Source organism: Streptomyces sp. NPDC002403 (assembly GCF_053593015.1).
In genome coordinates, this window is the sequence record NZ_JBSFBQ010000023.1 from 57260 (window position 1) to 75364 (window position 18105).

The following is an 18105-nucleotide window of genomic DNA, read 5'->3' on the forward strand; positions in this document are numbered from 1 at the left end:
TGGGATGGCCCGGAATCGGAACACCGGGGCACTCGTGCTCGTTGTCACGACGTGAGCACGACACCACCTGTACTTGCCGCAGAGCTGGCACAGGCGTGGGCCGACATTCAGCGGTACCACCCCGAGCTGCCTGATCTTGCCGCGCCCGAGTCCCTGATCGGAGAGTCCTCGTCCGCCTGCGGCGCCGAGCTCTCCTTCGAGCGACTGCTGCACGAGGCAGTCCATGGCATCGCCGCCGCGCGAGGCGTCCGCGACACTTCGCGCGCCGGCCGCTACCACAACCGCAGATTCCTCGCGATCGCCGAGGAGCTGGGCCTCGACCACGCCGAGGAGCCCCACCCCAGCAGCGGCTTCTCGCTCGTCACCCTCAATCCCGAGGCCAAGCGCCGGTACCGCCCGACGATCGAGCGGCTGCAGCGCGCCCTCAAGGCACATACCGTCGCCACCGCCGCCGACACCAAGCGTTCCTTCCGCGGGCCGGCCGCCCGGCACGGCTCCTCCGGTGGAGGGGTCCGCGTCAAGGCCGTCTGCGACTGCGGACGCAATGTGCGGGTCGTCCCGTCGGTCCTGGCGCAGGCGCCGATCGTCTGCGGAGGCTGCGGGAAGCCCTTCCGAATCCCGGAAGCCGCAGTCGCGGTGGGGTGACCCGACGCGGTGTGGCACAATGGCTAGCTGTACTCGACAGTCGCACAGGACCCCTCTCTCCTCCGGCTGACGCGTCCATCGGGCACCCGAGTACCGCAACCCCACGTGGCATCTTCGTTGTGCCCAACCACGTCATAGACCAGGAGACACCACTTCCGTGGCAGTCAAGATCAAGCTGAAGCGTCTGGGCAAGATCCGTTCGCCTCACTACCGCATCGTCGTCGCCGACTCCCGTACCCGCCGTGACGGCCGGGCCATCGAGGAGATCGGCCTGTACCACCCGGTGCAGAACCCCTCGCGCATCGAGGTCAACTCGGAGCGTGCGCAGTACTGGCTGTCCGTCGGCGCCCAGCCGACCGAGCCGGTTCTCGCGATCCTGAAGCTCACCGGTGACTGGCAGGCCCACAAGGGTCTTCCGGCCCCCGCGCCGCTGCTGCAGCCGGAGCCCAAGGCCGACAAGCGCGCCCTGTTCGAGGCTCTGACCAAGGACGGCGGCGACGAGTCCAAGGGCGAGGCCATCACGCAGAAGGCGAAGAAGGCCGACAAGAAGGCGGACGAGGCTGCTGACGCGGCTGCGCCCGCCGAGTCGACCGAGGCCTGAGCATGCTCGAGGAGGCTCTCGAGCACCTCGTGAAGGGCATCGTCGACAACCCTGACGATGTGCAGGTCGCCTCGCGCAACCTGCGCCGTGGTCGCGTGCTGGAGGTCCGGGTCCACCCCGACGACCTCGGCAAGGTGATCGGCCGCAACGGTCGCACCGCACGCGCGCTGCGTACCGTCGTGGGCGCCATCGGCGGCCGTGGCATCCGCGTCGACCTCGTCGATGTGGATCAGGTTCGCTGACAGAGTTGAACACCGGCACGGGCCGGGGAGGGCCATGCGCCCGCCCCGGCCCGTCGTCGTACGACAGGAGAGACACAAGGTGCAGTTGGTAGTCGCGCGGATCGGCCGTGCCCATGGCATCAAGGGCGAGGTCACCGTCGAGGTCCGTACGGACGAGCCGGAGCTGCGGCTCGGGCCCGGGGCCGTGCTCGCCACCGAACCGGCGGGCGCCGGACCGCTGACGATCGAGACCGGCCGGGTGCACAGCGGACGGCTGCTGCTGCGCTTCGAGGGCGTACGCGACCGTACGGCTGCCGAGGCCCTGCGCAACACGCTCCTGATCGCCGAGGTCGACCCCGCGGAACTCCCCGAGGACCCCGAGGAGTTCTACGACCATCAGCTCATGGACCTCGACGTGGTCCTCGCCGACGGCACCGAGGTCGGCCGGATCACCGAGATCACGCACCTGCCGTCCCAGGACCTCTTCATCGTCGAGCGGCCGGACGGCAGCGAGGTGATGATCCCGTTCGTCGAGGAGATCGTCACCGAGATCGATCTGGCCGAGCAGCGCGCGGTGATCACCCCGCCGCCCGGCCTGATCGACGCGAGCCAGGCCGTGATCGCCTCCGCGCGGGACGACGAGGGCGACGACGGGGCCCCCGCGGCCGGGAAGGACGCCTGATGCGTCTCGACGTCGTCACGATCTTCCCCGAGTACCTGGAACCGCTGAACGTCTCCCTCGTCGGCAAGGCCCGCGCGCGCGGGCGCCTCGACGTCCATGTGCACGACCTGCGCGACTGGACGTACGACCGGCACAACACCGTCGACGACACCCCGTACGGCGGCGGTCCCGGCATGGTCATGAAGACCGAGCCGTGGGGCGAGGCGCTGGACGACGCCCTGGCCGGCGGATACGAGGCCGGGGCGCACTCCCCGGTGCTCGTGGTGCCCACGCCGAGCGGCCGCCCGTTCACCCAGGAGCTCGCCGTCGAGCTCTCCGAGCGGCCGTGGCTGATCTTCACGCCGGCCCGCTACGAGGGCATCGACCGGCGGGTGATGGACGAGTACGCCACCCGGATGCCGGTGATCGAGGTGTCCATCGGCGACTACGTGCTGGCCGGCGGGGAAGCCGCGGTACTGGTGATCACGGAGGCGGTCGCCCGGCTGCTGCCCGGGGTGCTCGGCAACGCCGAATCGCACCGGGACGACTCCTTCGCCCCGGGCGCGATGGCCGATCTGCTGGAGGGGCCCGTCTACACCAAGCCGCCCGAGTGGCGCGGCCGGGAGATCCCCGAGGTGCTGCTCAGCGGTCACCACGGGCGGATCGCCCGCTGGCGCCGGGACGAGGCGTTCCGTCGCACCGCCCTCAACCGGCCCGATCTGATCGAGCGCTGCGACGCCGCGGGGTTCGACAAGAAGGACCGAGAGATGCTCTCCATCCTCGGCTGGGCACCCGAGCCCGGTGGCCGATTTTGGCGCAGGCCCGAGGCCGTGGAAGAATAGGCCGCTGCTGTACGTCCGGCGTACGCCCCTGCCACAGGGGGAACGACGTCCGCCCGACGCGATCAGCACCCCCATTTCTCACTATCTCCCGTCGATGACCTGTGGCATCGGCGAAGAAAGCAGACAACATGGCTTCCCTGCTCGATGGCGTCAACGCCGCATCGCTGCGCACCGACATCCCGTCGTTCCGCCCCGGTGACACCGTCAACGTCCACGTCCGAGTGATCGAGGGCAACCGCTCCCGTATCCAGCAGTTCAAGGGCGTAGTCATCCGTCGCCAGGGTTCGGGCGTCAGCGAGACCTTCACGGTCCGCAAGGTCTCCTTCAGCGTCGGCGTCGAGCGCACCTTCCCGGTGCACAGCCCGATCTTCGAGAAGATCGAGCTCGTCACCCGCGGTGACGTCCGTCGCGCCAAGCTGTACTACCTCCGTGAGCTGCGCGGCAAGGCCGCGAAGATCAAGGAGAAGCGCGACAACTGAGCTGACTCCCAGGTCCACAGGACGGCCGGATAGGCTCTGGCCCCGATGGACACGGAAGCAAAGCCCACGGAGCGCGATCGCTCCTCCGCACCCGCAACGGCGCCGGAGGAGGGGTCGCGCTCCTCGCGTATCCCGGACCGGCCGGCCGCCCCGATGACCTGGCGCCGGACCGCGGCGCTCGGCGCCGTCTGCGCGGTCTTCGTACTGCTCCTGAGCAACTACGTGGTGCAGCCCTTCCTGATCCCCAGCGGCTCGATGGAGCCCACGCTGCGGGTGGGGGATCGGGTGCTGGTGAACAAACTGGCCTACCGCTCCGGCTCCGTGCCGCAACGCGGCGACGTGGTGGTCTTCGACGGCACCGGATCCTTTGTGCGGGAGCCCCCGCGGACGAATCCCGTCACCGGTCTGATGCACTCGGTGGCCGCGTCCCTGGGCCTCGCGGAGCCCATCGAGACCGACTACGTGAAGCGGGTGGTGGGCGTGGGCGGCGACCGGGTGGTCTGCTGCGACAGGCGGGGCCGGATCGAGGTGAACGGCCGGCCGGTCGCCGAGGGCTATCTGTACCCGGGGGACGCGGCCTCCGGGGTCCGCTTCGACATCGTCGTCCCCGACGGCACGCTGTGGGTGATGGGCGACCACCGGAGCAAGTCCCGCGACTCGCGTGACCACCTGGGGGAGCCGGGCGGCGGCATGGTCCCCGTCGACATGGTGATCGGCAGGGTGGACTGGATCGGCTGGCCGCCCAGCCGGGTGGGCTCGCTGCCGGACAGTGCCGCCTTCCCCGCCGTGGGGGCGCCGGGCGGGGGTCATGGGTAACCGCGGCCGCGGACGGCGCGGGCCGTCCGGCCCGGGAATACCGCCGTCCGGTACCGGGGTGCCCGCGTCCGGAACCGGGCCGACGGCCGCGCGTTCGCTGCCCACCAGGGCGGAGCGTCGGAAACTGGCCCGCAAGGTCCGCCGACGGCGGCGCGGGGCCGCCGCGCGGGAGATCCCGCTGCTCGTCCTCGTGGCGCTGCTCATCGCGCTCGTGCTCAAGACCTTCCTGGTGCAGGCCTTCGTGATCCCTTCGGGATCGATGGAGCAGACCATCCGGATCGGTGACCGGGTGCTCGTGGACAAACTGACGCCCTGGTTCGGATCCAGGCCCGAGCGCGGCGACGTCGTCGTCTTCAAGGACCCGGGGCGCTGGCTGAAGCAGGAGAACGCCGGCAAGAAGGAGTCCCCCGTCGGCGTCAAGCAGGCGAAGGAGGTGCTGACCTTCATCGGGCTGCTGCCCTCCGACGACGAACAGGACCTGATCAAGCGGGTGGTCGCGGTCGGCGGCGACACGGTGAAGTGCTGTGGCAAGGACGGCCGGATCAGCGTCAACGGCGTACCGCTCGACGAGCCCTATCTTTATCCGGGGAACCCTCCCTCCCTCATCAAATTCGAGGTAAAGGTTCCGCGGGGCCGGATCTTCGTGATGGGCGACCACCGGTCCGACTCCGCCGATTCCCGCTATCACCTGGACGAGCCGGAACACGGCACGGTCTCCGAGGACGAGGTCGTGGGACGGGCCGTCGTGATCGCCTGGCCCTTCGGCCACTGGCGAAAACTGGAGAAGCCGACGACCTTCGGTCAGGTCCCGGACGCGCGCGCCGGGACAGCCGCCGCGCGGGGCCCGTCGAATAGTGTGTCGTCCCGGGAACCGAACGGAATGAGTCCTCTCCCGACCCCTGCGGAACTTCCGCTCGTTATGGGAATGGTGGGCCTGCACCGGCTAGGGCGCAGGCGGTGGCACGGAATAAGGAGTGGATGTGGGGGATTTGGCCGTCGGCGCACGATCCGGACACGAAGAACCCGAGGACCGGCCGGATCATTCGGGCAATGCCGGGGCGACGGGCCACGCGGGAAGTGACGGCGACACCCCGGACGGCCGCGGCAGACGGCCGGGGAAGCCACGCTCCTTCTGGAAGGAGCTGCCGCTGCTGATCGTCATCGCGCTGGTTCTCGCGCTGCTGATCAAGACGTTCCTGGTGCAGGCGTTCTCGATCCCCTCGGACTCGATGCAGAACACGCTCCAGCGGGGCGACCGGGTGCTGGTGGACAAGCTGACGCCCTGGTTCGGCTCGGAGCCCGAGCGCGGCGAGGTCGTGGTCTTCCACGACCCGGGCGGCTGGCTGGACGAGACCCCGGAGGTCCATCCGAATGTGGTCCAGAAGTTCCTCAGTTTCATCGGGCTGATGCCGTCCGTCGAGGAGAAGGACCTGATCAAGCGGGTCATCGCCATCGGCGGCGACACGGTGGAGTGCAAGGAGAACGGCCCGGTCGTGGTCAACGGCAAGGCTCTGGACGAGCAGTCGTTCATCTTCCCCGGCAACACCCCCTGCAACGACGCGCCCTTCGGCCCGCTCAAGGTGCCCGAGGGCCGGATCTGGGTGATGGGCGACCACCGACAGGACTCCCGCGACTCCCGCTACCACCAGGAACTGCCGGGCAACGGGACGGTCTCCAACGACGAGGTGGTCGGCCGGGCCATCGTCGTCGCGTGGCCGATCAACCGCTGGGCGACCCTGCCCGTCCCGAAGACCTTCGACCAGCCGGGCCTGAACGCGGCGATGGCCGCGGCGCCCGGTGCGATCGGCATCGCCGGAGCCATTCCGATCGTGCTCCTGCGACGCAGGCGAGCCGGCCTGGTTTCCGGTCGGCAGCAGTGACTGATGGTCCGCCATGATCCGTTGGATCACGGCGATCGCCGGGGTGGGTGATGTCGTTGATGTCATTGCGACCAAGGCATCGGCAAGATCGAGTAAATGCGCGGATGCCCACCGGGTGTTCTCCATAGGATCTTGACGGCCGACCAGTACAGCTGCGCAGAGTGTGAAGATCTCCGTCCAGGCCGGCCCCGGCCGCCCCCCCGTCCACGGTGGGATCGGTGGTATCGGCTCCAGCCGGACGGTACGGAAGAACCGCCCTCCGGTTGCTCGGCGAGCACGCCGAGCAACCGGAGGGCGGTTGTCGGTGGGAGGCCGGGGATGCCCAGTGGCACGCCGGCAAAGCGGTCGGGGACGCAGGAGCGCTGCGGAACTCCCGCTCGTTGTTCGGGGCAGTGGGCCTTTGAACGGACAGGGCCCTGGAGCACGCCTGGGCGCAGAGTGAGGACTGGATGTGAGTGACGTGGCTGCCGGTGCACGACCTGGACACGAAGAGCCCGCGAAGGGGCCCGACCAGTCCGCTGAGTCCGTCTCCGGTCCGCCGGTGGAGGCACCGGGCCAGGACGGGGACGGAGACAGGGACGAGGGCGGCGCGAAGGTCAGGAAGCAGCGTCCCTTCTGGAAGGAGCTGCCGCTGCTGATCGTCATCGCGCTGGTTCTCGCGCTGCTGATCAAGACGTTCCTGGTGCAGGCGTTCTCGATCCCCTCGGACTCGATGCAGAACACGCTCCAGCGGGGCGACCGGGTGATGGTGGACAAGCTGACGCCCTGGTTCGGCTCGGAGCCCGAGCGCGGCGAGGTCGTGGTCTTCCACGATCCGGACAACTGGCTGGCCGGGGAGCCGACCCCCGAGACGAACGTGGTGCAGGACTTCCTGAGCTTCATCGGCCTGATGCCGTCGTCCAAGGAGAAGGACCTGATCAAGCGGGTCATCGCGGTCGGCGGCGACACCGTGCAGTGCGCGAAGGGCGGCCCGGTCGAGGTCAACGGGAAGGCGCTCGACGAGCCGTACATCTTCCCGGGCAACTCGGCGTGCGACGACAAGCCCTTCGGGCCGTTCAAGGTGCCCGACGGCAAGATCTGGGTGATGGGCGACCACCGGCAGAACTCCTTGGACTCGCGCTATCACACCGACGAGGCGACCAAGGGCTTCGTGCCCGTCGACGATGTCGTGGGGCGGGCCGTGGTGGTGGCATGGCCCATCAACCGCTGGGCGACCCTGCAGGTCCCGGACACCTTCGACCAGCCGGGGATCGGCGCGGCGGCGGCCCTGGCCCCGGGGGCACTCGGCGTGGCGGGTGCGCTGCCCCTCGTACTGCTGCGCCGCAGAAGGCTGACCAGCGGGCGTACTGCCGGGTAGGGTGCCGACTCGGATCAGCGATTGTCGATCTCCGAGGTGGGGGGACGCTGGGATGAGCGGAAAAGGACGTACGGGCGACGGTCACGGCCGGCTCGGCAGCATGCTGTCGGGGCTGGCCGTGGCCGTCGGCTGTGTGCTCTTCCTCGGCGGGTTCGCCTGGGGGGCGGTGGTGTACAAGCCGTACACCGTGCCGACCCAGTCGATGACCCCGACGGTGCACGCCGGGGACCGGATACTCGCGCAGCGGATCGACGGGAGCGAGGTGCACCGCGGCGACGTGGTCGTCTTCACCGATCCCGTGTGGGACGCCAACCTGCCGATGGTGAAGCGGGTCGTCGGGATAGGCGGCGACAGGATCGCCTGCTGCGGGAAGGACGGTCGGCTCACCGTCAACGGCAAGCCCATTGATGAACCGTATCTGCACGCGAAGGGCCTCGCCTCGGTCCAGCGCTTCACGGCGGAGGTACCCAAGGGGAAGCTCTTCCTCCTGGGCGACGAACGCACCTCCTCACTGGACTCCCGGGTCCACCTGGACGACGCGGGACAGGGCTCGGTCCCCCGCGACGCGGTTCAGGCCCGGGTGGATGCCGTCGCCTGGCCCATGAACGGCATGGTCGAGCGTCCGCGGGCCTTCGCCTCCCTCCCCGGCGGGGTGTCGTCGCCCGGGCCGCTGCGGCTTCAGCTCGGCGCCGTGCTCGTGGGCGTGGTGCTCATCCTGGGCGGCGCGGCATACGGCCCCATCGCGGCACGGTCCGCCCGGAAGCGGCGCGGAAAGGAGCCTGCCGGTGCGCGTTGAGAAGCGGAAGGTCGCCCGTGTGGTGCTCCTGGACCCCGACGACCGCATCCTCCTGATCCACGGGTTCGAGCCCGGGGATCCACAGAGCACCTGGTGGTTCACGCCCGGCGGCGGTCTGGAGGGCGACGAGACCCGGGAGCAGGCCGCGCTGCGCGAACTGACGGAGGAGACCGGCATCACCGGTGTCGAGCTGGGCCCCCTCCTCTGGCAGCGGATGTGCTCGTTCCCGTTCGACGGACGCCGCTGGGACCAGGACGAGTGGTATTTCCTGGCACGTACGACGCAGACCGCCACCGACACCAGTGGGCTGACCGGGCTGGAGCAGCGCAGTGTCGCGGGTCTGAGGTGGTGGACCTCCGCCGAACTGTCGGCGGCCCGTGAGACGGTGTACCCGACCAGGCTCGCCGAGTTGCTGCGCACGCTGCTCGACGAGGGTCCTCCGCGTACGCCACTGGTTCTGGACCCCGAAATCGCCTAAGCGCCCGGGGGGCCCGGGGCCTGGCGCACAATGGGGGGACGCACGGCTGAAGGGGAACATGCCAATGAGCGCCGAGGACCTCGAAAAGTACGAGACCGAGATGGAGCTGAAGCTCTACCGGGAGTACCGAGATGTCGTCGGTCTGTTCAAATATGTGATCGAGACCGAACGGCGCTTCTACCTCACCAACGACTACGAGATGCAGGTGCACTCGGTCCAGGGCGAGGTGTTCTTCGAAGTATCGATGGCGGACGCCTGGGTCTGGGACATGTACCGGCCCGCGCGGTTCGTCAAGCAGGTACGCGTGTTGACGTTCAAGGACGTCAACATCGAGGAGCTCAACAAGAGCGATCTCGAACTTCCGGGTGGCTGAGCCCACTCCGGGAAGGGAGTGATTCGCACTTCCGGGTGGCCGGGTTATCCACAAACCCGGAGTTGTCCACCAAGATCCACAAGCCGGGACCGGACGCGTCAGAGTCGGTCCCGGAGGTGGTGCCGAAATGAACGCACGGGGGGCACTCGGGCGGTACGGCGAGGATCTGGCGGTGCGGCTGCTGGCCGAGTCCGGCATGTCCGTACTGGAGCGGAACTGGCGCTGTCGCGCCGGTGAGATCGACATCGTCGCGATGGACGGCGACGCACTCGTGGTCTGCGAGGTGAAGACCCGCAGGGCGGGTGCCTTCGAGCACCCGATGGCGGCCGTCACGCCGGTCAAGGCGGAGCGGCTGCGGAGGCTGGCCGGCATCTGGCTGGACCGGCACGGCGGTCCGCCGCCCGGCGGGGTCCGGATCGACCTGGTCGGAGTGGTGCTGCCCAGGCGCGGAGCGCCCGTCGCCGAGCATGCGCGGGGGGTGGCCTGATGGGGTTCGCGCGGGCGTGCTCGGTGGCACTCGTCGGCGTCGAGGGCGTGGTGGTGGAGGTCCAGGCGGACCTGGAGGCGGGGGTGGCCGCGTTCACCCTGGTGGGGCTGCCGGACAAGAGCCTGGTGGAGAGCCGGGACCGGGTCAGGGCCGCGGTGGCGAACTCGGGGGCCGAGTGGCCGCAGAAGAAGCTCACGGTGGGCCTGTCACCGGCCTCCGTGCCGAAGGGCGGCTCCGGGTTCGACCTGGCCGTCGCCTGCGCGGTGCTGGGGGCGGCCGAGCGGATCGATCCGGCGTCCATCGCCGATGTGGTGATGATCGGTGAACTCGGGCTGGACGGCCGGGTGCGGCCGGTGCGTGGAGTGCTGCCCGCCGTGCTCGCCGCGGCGGAGGCCGGATACCGGCAGGTGGTCGTGCCCGAACAGACCGCGGGGGAGGCGGCGCTGGTGCCCGGCGTCTCCGTCCTCGGCGTACGGAGCCTGCGGCAGCTGATCGCCGTGCTCTGCGAGGAGCCGGTGCCCGACGAGCGGGAGGCCCACGACGAGGGGCGCCCCGACACCATGCTGGCCGGGCTGATGGTGCCCGGTGCGGGCATCGGGGCCGGGCTCGCCCGCGGGGCCGGTCAGGGTGAGGGCAATCCACCCGATCTGGCGGACGTGGCGGGGCAGGAGCGGCCCCGCAAGGCTCTGGAGGTCGCCGCGGCCGGCGGTCACCATCTGCTGCTCTCGGGTCCGCCGGGCGCAGGCAAGACCATGCTGGCCGAGCGGTTGCCGGCGATCCTTCCGGCGCTGACCAGGAAGGAGTCCCTGGAGGTGACCGCGGTGCACTCGGTGGCGGGCATCCTGCCGCCGGGGGAGCCACTGGTCGCCCGGCCGCCCTACTGCGCGCCCCATCACTCGGCGACGATGCAGTCGCTGGTCGGCGGGGGCAACGGGCTGCCGAGGCCTGGTGCGGTCTCGCTGGCCCACCGGGGAATTCTCTTTCTGGACGAGGCGCCCGAATTCTCCGTGCGGGCACTGGACGCGCTGCGCCAGCCGCTGGAATCGGGGCACGTGGTGGTGGCACGCAGCGCCGGGGTGGTGCGGCTGCCCGCCAGATTCCTGATGGTGCTGGCTGCCAATCCCTGCCCGTGCGGCCGGCACGGCCTCGGCGGGGCCGGCTGCGAATGCCCGCCGTCGGCGGTCAGGCGCTACCAGGCACGACTCTCCGGGCCACTGCTCGACCGGGTGGATCTGCGGGTGGTCGTCGATCCGGTCAGGCGCCAGGACCTGATGGGGGAGGGCGGCCGGGGTGAGCCGACCGCTTGCGTCGCGGCCCGGGTCCGGGAGGCCAGGGCCCGGGCTGCGGACCGGCTGGCGGGTACCGCGTGGTCCTCCAACAGCGAGGTGCCCGGCCATGAGCTGCGGACCAGACTGGTTGCGGCACCGGGCGCGCTCATGGAAGCCGAACGGGACATGGAGCGGGGCCTGCTCACCGCACGGGGCCTGGACCGGGTGCTCAGGGTGGCGTGGACGGTCGCCGATCTGCGCGGCGCCGACTGCCCGGACGCCTCCGACGTCGCGGTGGCGCTGGAACTGCGGACCGGGATCCCGCGGGGCGCCCTGACGAGCACGGGGGCGTCATGATGGTGAGCGGTCAGGAGCGGCTGGCGCGGGCCGCCCTGACCCGCATCTTCGAGCCGGGGGACGAGCGCGGCGGCCGTTGGCTGCGCGAGTGCGGTGCCGTCGAGCTCATGCGGCGGATCACCACTCGGGACGGCACGGCGGAGCAGCTGAGCGGAATGACCCCGAAACGGCTCGCCGGATACCGGCTGCGGGCCGAAGGCGCCGACCCCGGGCAGGACCTCTCGGCGGTCGGCGCGCTCGGCGGGCGGTTCATCTGTCCCGGGGACCGGGAATGGCCCACCCAGCTCGACGACCTCGCGGACGCCAGACCGACCGGCCTGTGGGTGCGGGGTCCCCGCGATCTGCGGCTCTGGGCGCTGCGCTCGGTCGCCGTGGTGGGCGCCCGCGCCTGCACGCCCTACGGATCGCACATGGCGGCCGGCCTCGGCGCGGGACTCGCGGAGCTGGGGTGGGTGGTCGTGTCGGGAGCCGCGTTCGGGGTCGACGGGGCGGCGCACCGGGGCGCGCTCGCCGTCGGCGGGGCGACGGCGGCGGTACTGGCCTGCGGGGTGGACGTCCCCTACCCCCGGGGACACGCCGAACTGATCGGGCGAATCGCGGAACAGGGGCTCGTCATCGGCGAATTGCCGCCGTCCGATCATCCCACCCGCAGCAGATTCATCCTACGGAACCGGGTCATCGCCGCGTTGACGCGCGGGACGGTCGTGGTCGAGGCCGAATACCGCAGCGGTTCACTGGTCACCGCGCGCTGCGCACAGCGGCTGGGCCGCTTCACCATGGGCGTGCCGGGCCCCGCCACCAGCGGGCTGTCAGCAGGGGTCCATGAACTCCTGCGCGGAGAGGCCGTCCTGGTGACCGACGCCTCGGAAGTCGCCGAACTGGTGGGGGACATCGGCGAACTGGCTCCGGTCAGACGAGGCCCCGTGCACCCCCGGGACCTGCTGGACGCGGTCTCCGCCAGAGTCCTCGACGCACTGCCGTACCGGGGCTCCGTCAGCGGGCGGGATGTGGCCCGCACGGCCGGAACCGGCACCGACGAGGCGCTCGGCAGGCTGTACGAACTGCACTCACTGGGGTTCGTCGAACGGGATGGCGATGGATGGCAGTTGACGCCGCGGTCGACTTGCAACGGCGACGCGCGGCGAGGCGGTACTTGACCTGGAGCATTCGGGTGAAAAGGTGATGCAGATGACCTCGGCGGATCCTTCAGTGACGCCTCCGGGGCCGGCGCACGCGGCGACGGCTCCGGATCCCAGCCATGCCGGACCGGCCGGAATCGCACGGCGTCGATCCCCTATCCTGCGCGGACCGCGACATCACAGTCACGCTACGCTCACAAGGATTCCGACTCAGACATACGTCCCAGCACTTCACGGCAGAACGGCTCAAGGCACCACATGCCCCAGCACACCTCCGGGTCTGACCGCGCGGCAGTACCACCGGCTGCGCGTGGCACTGTGCGCCCCCCTGCGCCCTCCTCGCTCGACGAGTTGTGGCGTTCGTACAAGTCCACGGGCGACGAGCGGCTGCGGGAGCAGCTGATCCTGCACTACTCACCCCTGGTGAAGTACGTCGCGGGCCGGGTGAGCGTGGGCCTGCCTTCCAACGTCGAACAGGCGGACTTCGTCTCCTCGGGGGTCTTCGGACTGATCGACGCGATCGAGAAGTTCGACATCGAGCGCGCGATCAAGTTCGAGACGTACGCGATCACCCGCATCCGCGGCGCGATGATCGACGAACTGCGGGCGCTGGACTGGATCCCGCGCTCGGTGCGCCAGAAGGCGCGGGCCGTGGAGCGCGCCTACGCCACGCTGGAGGCGCAGCTGCGGCGCACCCCTTCCGAGGCGGAGGTCGCCGCGGAGATGGGTATCGCGCTGGAGGAACTGCACGCGGTTTTCAGCCAGTTGTCGCTGGCGAACGTGGTCGCGCTGGAGGAACTGCTGCATGTCGGCGGCGAGGGCGGCGACCGGCTCAGCCTGATGGACACGCTGGAGGACACCGCCGCCGACGATCCGGTGGAGGTCGCCGAGGACCGCGAGCTCAGACGGCTGCTCGCCCGGGCCATCAACACGCTCCCGGAGCGCGAGAAGACGGTCGTGACGCTCTACTACTACGAGGGCCTCACTCTCGCCGAGATCGGCAACGTGCTCGGCGTCACCGAGAGCCGGGTCAGCCAGATCCACACCAAATCGGTGCTCCAGCTGCGTGCGAAACTGGCCGACGCCGGGCGCTGAGAGCCGCTCACGGCCGGTGCCGGTCCCGGCCGCTTCGGCCACGGATCGGGGCCGTCCCCGTCCTCTCGAACACCGGTCGCCGTAGAGTGGACACGTGCCCAGGATTCGAGCGGCCTCGGTGGCCGAGCACCGGACCATGCAGCGCGGCGCCCTCCTGGACGCCGCACGCTCCCTGTTGTCCGAGGGCGGTACGGAGGCGTTGACCTTCCCCGCACTCGCCGAACGCACGGGCCTCGCCCGGTCCTCCGTGTATGAGTACTTCCGTTCCCGCGCGGCCGTGGTCGAAGAGCTCTGCGCCGTCGACTTCCCCGTCTGGGCGGCCGAGGTCGAGAACGCGATGGAGCAGGCCACCACACCCGAGGGCAAGATCGAGGCCTATGTGCGCCGACAGCTCGATCTCGTCGGGGACCGCCGCCACCGGGCGGTCGTCGCCATCTCGGCCAGCGAGCTGGACGCCGGGGCGCGCGAGAAGATCAGGGCCGCGCACGGCGGGCTGATCGCCATGATCGTCGAGGCACTCGGCGACCTGGGCCACGCCCAGCCGAGACTGGCGGCGATGCTGCTCCAGGGTTCCGTGGACGCCGCGGTGCGACGTATCGAACTGGCCGTGGCCGAGGAGCCGTCCGTGATCGCGGACACCGCCGTCGCCATGATTCTCCGAGGCGTGCAGGGCGCACAGGGCTGACGCGGCCGCCGCGTCGCGGTGAGCGCGAGCAGAACGCCGGGGGCGGCGAGCCCGTCCCCGGTCCCCGTCGCCGTTCGCCCGGACTCGGGCTCGGGCACCCCGAACACCGGAAGCAGCCGGGACGGGCCCCGCCGCAGCAGCGAGGGCGGCAGCAGCGACAGCGGATCCAGATAGGTGTCACCGCGCCGCAGCCCCCAGTGCAGACAGCCCGACGTGCAGTGGAAGGGTCCCGCCTCCACGACGGCCACCACCTGCCCCGCCGTCACCTTCTCGCCCTTCGCGACGAGAGTGCGCACCGGTTCGTACGTGGTCCGAAGCGGCGGATCGCCGCTGCCGGCCACTTCGATCGCCAGCACTCCGCGCCCCGCCACCCGCCCCGCGAACGACACCCGTCCCGGTGCGGCGGCGAGCACCGCAGCCCCCGGCTCCGCGGTGAGGTCGACGCCGCGGTGCCCCCGTCCGTAGGGGCCGGCCGGGGGCTCCCATCCCCGTACGACCGCAGGCCGCCCCGCCAGCGGCCAGGCCCGGTCGCCGTCCGGCGCCGGTGCGAGGGCCGGTGCCGGAACGGGGGCGGGGGCCGGTGCCCGTGCGGTGGCGGCCGACGGGCCGCACACGGCCGCCAGCAGGGCCACCACCGCCACCACGAGCACCTCCCGCAGACGAAGGGAGGCGGGCTCCGGTGAAGCGGCCGGATCGGTTGAGCTCGGATCAGTCGTGCATCGCATGGCAGAACCGTCCCGCAGCCCCACGATCCGCGGGGATCACGAACCGGATCTGTGGACAACCGGCCGGTTGTGGACAGCGCCGTCACCCGGCACCCGGGCCGTCCCGTACACTTCCTATGGCGATCCGGGTCACCGGGTCGACTTCGCACGCCCCGCCACCTCCCTCTCTGCGGACGGTGGCCGCGCTCCTCGGTCCCCAGTGGCACGGCGCGTCGGGGCGTCAGGCGCGACAGCAATCCTGCGGTCGCGACAACCGAGCACCTCAAGGAGTACGGCCATGGCCGTCGTCACGATGCGGGAGCTGCTGGAAAGCGGCGTCCACTTCGGTCACCAGACCCGTCGCTGGAACCCGAAGATGAAGCGCTTCATCTTCACCGAGCGCAACGGCATCTACATCATCGACCTGCTCCAGTCGCTGTCGTACATCGACCGCGCCTACGAGTTCGTCAAGGAGACCGTCGCCCACGGCGGCTCCATCATGTTCGTGGGTACGAAGAAGCAGGCCCAGGAGGCCATCGCCGAGCAGGCGACGCGCGTCGGCATGCCGTACGTCAACCAGCGTTGGCTCGGTGGCATGCTCACCAACTTCTCCACCGTCTACAAGCGCCTTCAGCGTCTGAAGGAGCTCGAGCTCATCGACTTCGAGGACGTGGCCGCCTCCGGCCTCACCAAGAAGGAGCTCCTGGTCCTCTCCCGCGAGAAGGCCAAGCTGGAGAAGACCCTCGGTGGTATCCGCGAGATGCAGAAGGTGCCGAGCGCCGTCTGGATCGTCGACACCAAGAAGGAGCACATCGCCGTCGGTGAGGCGCGCAAGCTCCACATCCCGGTCGTCGCGATCCTCGACACCAACTGTGACCCCGACGAGGTCGACTACAAGATTCCGGGCAACGACGACGCGATCCGCTCCGTCACCCTGCTCACCCGCGTGATCGCCGACGCCGTCGCCGAGGGCCTCATCGCCCGTTCCGGTGCCGCCACCGGTGACTCGAAGCCGGGCGAGAAGGCCGCCGGCGAGCCGCTCGCCGAGTGGGAGCGCGACCTGCTCGAGGGCGACAAGAAGGCCGACGCCGAGGTGCAGACCTCCGCCGAGACCGAGAAGGTCGCGGACGCCGAGGCCACCGAGGCCCCCGCCGCCGAGGCTGCTGCCGAGGCTCCGGCCGCGGACGCCGAGCAGGCCTGACACCCGTCACGGCTGAAGACGGCGGGGGTAGGTGCCACAAGCACCGCCCCCGCCGTTCACCCGTAGATCTTTCAGACTTCGAGAGAGAAACACAGACTCATGGCGAACTACACCGCCGCTGACGTCAAGAAGCTCCGCGAGCTGACCGGCGCCGGCATGATGGACTGCAAGAAGGCGCTCGACGAGGCCGACGGCAACGTCGACAAGGCCGTCGAGGCGCTCCGTATCAAGGGTCAGAAGGGCGTCGCCAAGCGCGAAGGCCGTTCTGCCGAGAACGGTGCCGTCGTCTCCCTCATCTCCGAGGACCAGACGTCCGGTGTTCTGCTGGAGCTGAAGTGCGAGACGGACTTCGTCGCCAAGGGTGAGAAGTTCCAGAACGTCGCGAACACCCTCGCCGCGCACGTCGCCGCCACCTCCCCGGCCGACATCCAGGCGCTGCTCGCCTCCGAGATCGAGGCCGGCAAGACCGTCCAGGCGTACGTCGACGAGGCCAACGCCAACCTCGGCGAGAAGATCGTCCTGGACCGCTTCGCGCAGTTCTCCGGCGCGTTCGTCTCCGCGTACATGCACCGCACCATGCCCGACCTGCCGCCGCAGATCGGTGTTCTGGTCGAGCTGGACAAGGCCGACGCCGAGCTGGCCAAGGGCATCGCGCAGCACATCGCCGCGTTCGCCCCGAAGTACCTGTCCCGTGATGACGTCCCGGCCGAGGTCGTCGAGGCCGAGCGCCGCGTCGCCGAGGAGACCACGCGCGCCGAGGGCAAGCCCGAGGCCGCGCTCCCGAAGATCGTCGAGGGTCGCGTCAACGGCTTCTTCAAGGAGGCCACCCTCCTCGGCCAGCCGTACGCGCTGGACAACAAGAAGTCCGTCCAGAAGGTCCTGGACGAGGCCGGTGTCACCCTGAAGCGCTTCTCGCGCATCAAGGTCGGCATCTGAGTCCGTCCGCGAACAACGGTGGGCCCCGATAGGGTCTAGTGCAGTCGTCGGCCGCACTCACGCCGTACGACCGCAGATCTGACGAGGAGGCCATTGCCGCTGAGGGACACCAGACCCACCGGCAATGGCCTTCTTCGTATGTGCACGAGGAGAATCTCCATGAACAAGGGCGCGGACGCCGCAAAAGGTGACCACAAGCGCGACGACGGCAAGGTGCCCGGACGCTTCATGCTGAAGCTGTCCGGAGAGGCGTTCGCCGGCGGCGGGGGTCTCGGTGTCGACCCCGACGTCGTACACGCCATCGCCCGGGAAATCGCGGCGGTCGTCCGTGACGGCGCGGAAATCGCGGTCGTCATCGGCGGCGGCAACTTCTTCCGCGGCGCCGAGCTCCAGCAGCGCGGCATGGACCGGGCCCGGTCCGACTACATGGGCATGCTCGGCACGGTCATGAACTGCCTGGCGCTCCAGGACTTCCTGGAGAAGGAAGGCATCGACTCCCGCGTCCAGACCGCCATCACCATGGGGCAGGTCGCGGAGCCGTACATCCCGCTGCGCGCCGTGCGCCATCTGGAGAAGGGCCGCGTCGTCATCTTCGGCGCCGGCATGGGGATGCCCTACTTCTCCACCGACACCACCGCAGCCCAGCGCGCCCTGGAGATCGACGCAGAGGCCCTTCTGATGGGCAAGAACGGGGTGGACGGGGTCTACGACTCCGACCCGAAGAGCAACCCCGACGCGGTGAAGTTCGACGCGCTCGAGTACAGCGAGGTTCTCGCCCGCGATCTCAAGGTCGCCGACGCCACCGCCATCACGCTCTGCCGCGACAACGACCTGCCGATCCTCGTCTTCGAGCTCACCGCCACCGGCAATATCGCCCGCGCGGTCAAGGGTGAGAAGATCGGCACGCTCGTGAGTGACCGGAGCACCCGGGTCTGAGGACCGGGGGACCTTCCCGGAGTACCACGGGAAGGTCCGGGCCCCCGGGGTCATCCCCGGGACCGGCCCCGAAGGATGGACAACGGCCTGCCGGTCGGACACCGTGCAGGTGAGGACGCGACGCAGGATCCGCCGGGCCCGGGCACGA

Annotated in this window: 21 protein-coding genes and 1 pseudogene; 21 read left to right on the forward strand and 1 reads right to left on the reverse strand. The window is 70.1% G+C overall.

Annotated elements, in window-relative coordinates; genetic code table 11:
- Nucleotides 1-51 precede the first annotated feature (51 nt).
- From ACWCPY_RS24055 to ACWCPY_RS24140, 18 genes are all read left to right on the forward strand, one after another.
- Nucleotides 52-645 (forward strand): hypothetical protein, encoded by a 594-nt coding sequence (locus ACWCPY_RS24055; RefSeq protein ID WP_030928573.1) that lies wholly within the window; start codon nt 52-54, stop codon nt 643-645.
- 157 nt (nt 646-802) lie between these two features.
- Nucleotides 803-1246 carry a 30S ribosomal protein S16 gene (gene rpsP / locus ACWCPY_RS24060; RefSeq protein WP_093545055.1) on the forward strand — a complete coding sequence of 148 codons (444 nt, stop codon included), beginning with the start codon at nt 803-805 and terminating at the stop codon, nt 1244-1246.
- A 2-nt stretch (nt 1247-1248) separates the two neighbouring features.
- Nucleotides 1249-1488 carry an RNA-binding protein gene (locus tag ACWCPY_RS24065; RefSeq protein ID WP_005311361.1) on the forward strand — a complete coding sequence of 80 codons (240 nt, stop codon included), beginning with the start codon at nt 1249-1251 and terminating at the stop codon, nt 1486-1488.
- Nucleotides 1489-1567: 79 nt separating this feature from the next.
- Nucleotides 1568-2149, forward strand: a complete 582-nt coding sequence (gene rimM / locus ACWCPY_RS24070; protein WP_451268098.1) for a ribosome maturation factor RimM — start codon at nt 1568-1570, stop codon at nt 2147-2149.
- Entirely contained in the window at nt 2149-2970 is an 822-nt protein-coding gene (gene trmD, locus ACWCPY_RS24075) for a tRNA (guanosine(37)-N1)-methyltransferase TrmD (protein WP_451268100.1), read from the forward strand. The genes rimM and trmD overlap by 1 nt, the downstream gene beginning before the upstream one ends.
- A gap of 128 nt (nt 2971-3098) precedes the next feature.
- Nucleotides 3099-3449 (forward strand): 50S ribosomal protein L19, encoded by a 351-nt coding sequence (gene rplS / locus ACWCPY_RS24080; protein WP_329815060.1) that lies wholly within the window; start codon nt 3099-3101, stop codon nt 3447-3449.
- 45 nt (nt 3450-3494) lie between these two features.
- Nucleotides 3495-4265, forward strand: coding sequence for a signal peptidase I (gene lepB / locus ACWCPY_RS24085; protein WP_451268102.1), 771 nt, complete (start codon nt 3495-3497; stop codon nt 4263-4265).
- The gene (gene lepB / locus ACWCPY_RS24090; protein ID WP_451268104.1) at nt 4258-5346 is read left to right on the forward strand and encodes a signal peptidase I; all 1089 of its coding nucleotides are present in this window, start codon (nt 4258-4260) and stop codon (nt 5344-5346) included. Before lepB (ACWCPY_RS24085) ends, lepB (ACWCPY_RS24090) begins: the two co-directional genes overlap by 8 nt.
- Nucleotides 5255-6145 carry a signal peptidase I gene (gene lepB, locus ACWCPY_RS24095; protein ID WP_451268177.1) on the forward strand — a complete coding sequence of 297 codons (891 nt, stop codon included), beginning with the start codon at nt 5255-5257 and terminating at the stop codon, nt 6143-6145. The genes lepB (ACWCPY_RS24090) and lepB (ACWCPY_RS24095) overlap by 92 nt, the downstream gene beginning before the upstream one ends.
- A gap of 541 nt (nt 6146-6686) precedes the next feature.
- Nucleotides 6687-7502, forward strand: coding sequence for a signal peptidase I (gene lepB, locus ACWCPY_RS24100; RefSeq protein WP_451268179.1), 816 nt, complete (start codon nt 6687-6689; stop codon nt 7500-7502).
- A 52-nt stretch (nt 7503-7554) separates the two neighbouring features.
- On the forward strand, nt 7555-8298 hold the full coding sequence (lepB, locus tag ACWCPY_RS24105; RefSeq protein WP_451268106.1) for a signal peptidase I: 744 nt from the start codon (nt 7555-7557) through the stop codon (nt 8296-8298).
- A complete protein-coding gene (locus tag ACWCPY_RS24110; RefSeq protein WP_451268108.1) occupies nt 8288-8776 on the forward strand; it encodes an NUDIX hydrolase in 489 nt (162 codons plus the stop codon). Before lepB (ACWCPY_RS24105) ends, ACWCPY_RS24110 begins: the two co-directional genes overlap by 11 nt.
- Nucleotides 8777-8840: 64 nt before the next feature.
- Nucleotides 8841-9149: a DUF2469 domain-containing protein gene (locus ACWCPY_RS24115; RefSeq protein WP_003965949.1), complete on the forward strand. Its 309-nt coding sequence runs from the start codon at nt 8841-8843 to the stop codon at nt 9147-9149.
- A gap of 127 nt (nt 9150-9276) precedes the next feature.
- On the forward strand, nt 9277-9636 hold the full coding sequence (locus ACWCPY_RS24120; RefSeq protein ID WP_072487225.1) for a YraN family protein: 360 nt from the start codon (nt 9277-9279) through the stop codon (nt 9634-9636).
- On the forward strand, nt 9636-11261 hold the full coding sequence (locus ACWCPY_RS24125; RefSeq protein ID WP_451268110.1) for a YifB family Mg chelatase-like AAA ATPase: 1626 nt from the start codon (nt 9636-9638) through the stop codon (nt 11259-11261). Before ACWCPY_RS24120 ends, ACWCPY_RS24125 begins: the two co-directional genes overlap by 1 nt.
- Nucleotides 11258-12418: a DNA-processing protein DprA gene (gene dprA, locus ACWCPY_RS24130; protein WP_451268112.1), complete on the forward strand. Its 1161-nt coding sequence runs from the start codon at nt 11258-11260 to the stop codon at nt 12416-12418. The genes ACWCPY_RS24125 and dprA overlap by 4 nt, the downstream gene beginning before the upstream one ends.
- Before the next feature lie 240 nt (nt 12419-12658).
- Nucleotides 12659-13495, forward strand: a complete 837-nt coding sequence (gene whiG / locus ACWCPY_RS24135; protein WP_329815051.1) for an RNA polymerase sigma factor WhiG — start codon at nt 12659-12661, stop codon at nt 13493-13495.
- 118 nt (nt 13496-13613) lie between these two features.
- On the forward strand, nt 13614-14180 hold the full coding sequence (locus tag ACWCPY_RS24140; protein WP_451268181.1) for a TetR/AcrR family transcriptional regulator: 567 nt from the start codon (nt 13614-13616) through the stop codon (nt 14178-14180).
- Nucleotides 14181-14401: 221 nt separating this feature from the next.
- Here ACWCPY_RS24140 and ACWCPY_RS24145 read toward each other — a convergent pair.
- Nucleotides 14402-14905 (reverse strand): annotated as a pseudogene (locus ACWCPY_RS24145) (peptidoglycan DD-metalloendopeptidase family protein); the annotation flags it as partial.
- A gap of 277 nt (nt 14906-15182) precedes the next feature.
- Here ACWCPY_RS24145 and rpsB point away from each other — a divergent pair.
- From rpsB to pyrH, 3 genes are all read left to right on the forward strand, one after another.
- On the forward strand, nt 15183-16085 hold the full coding sequence (gene rpsB, locus ACWCPY_RS24150) for a 30S ribosomal protein S2 (protein ID WP_451268114.1): 903 nt from the start codon (nt 15183-15185) through the stop codon (nt 16083-16085).
- A 99-nt stretch (nt 16086-16184) separates the two neighbouring features.
- Nucleotides 16185-17021, forward strand: a complete 837-nt coding sequence (gene tsf, locus ACWCPY_RS24155) for a translation elongation factor Ts (protein WP_451268116.1) — start codon at nt 16185-16187, stop codon at nt 17019-17021.
- Nucleotides 17022-17180: 159 nt separating this feature from the next.
- On the forward strand, nt 17181-17957 hold the full coding sequence (pyrH, locus tag ACWCPY_RS24160; protein ID WP_329815048.1) for a UMP kinase: 777 nt from the start codon (nt 17181-17183) through the stop codon (nt 17955-17957).
- The last annotated feature ends 148 nt before the right edge of the window (nt 17958-18105 follow it).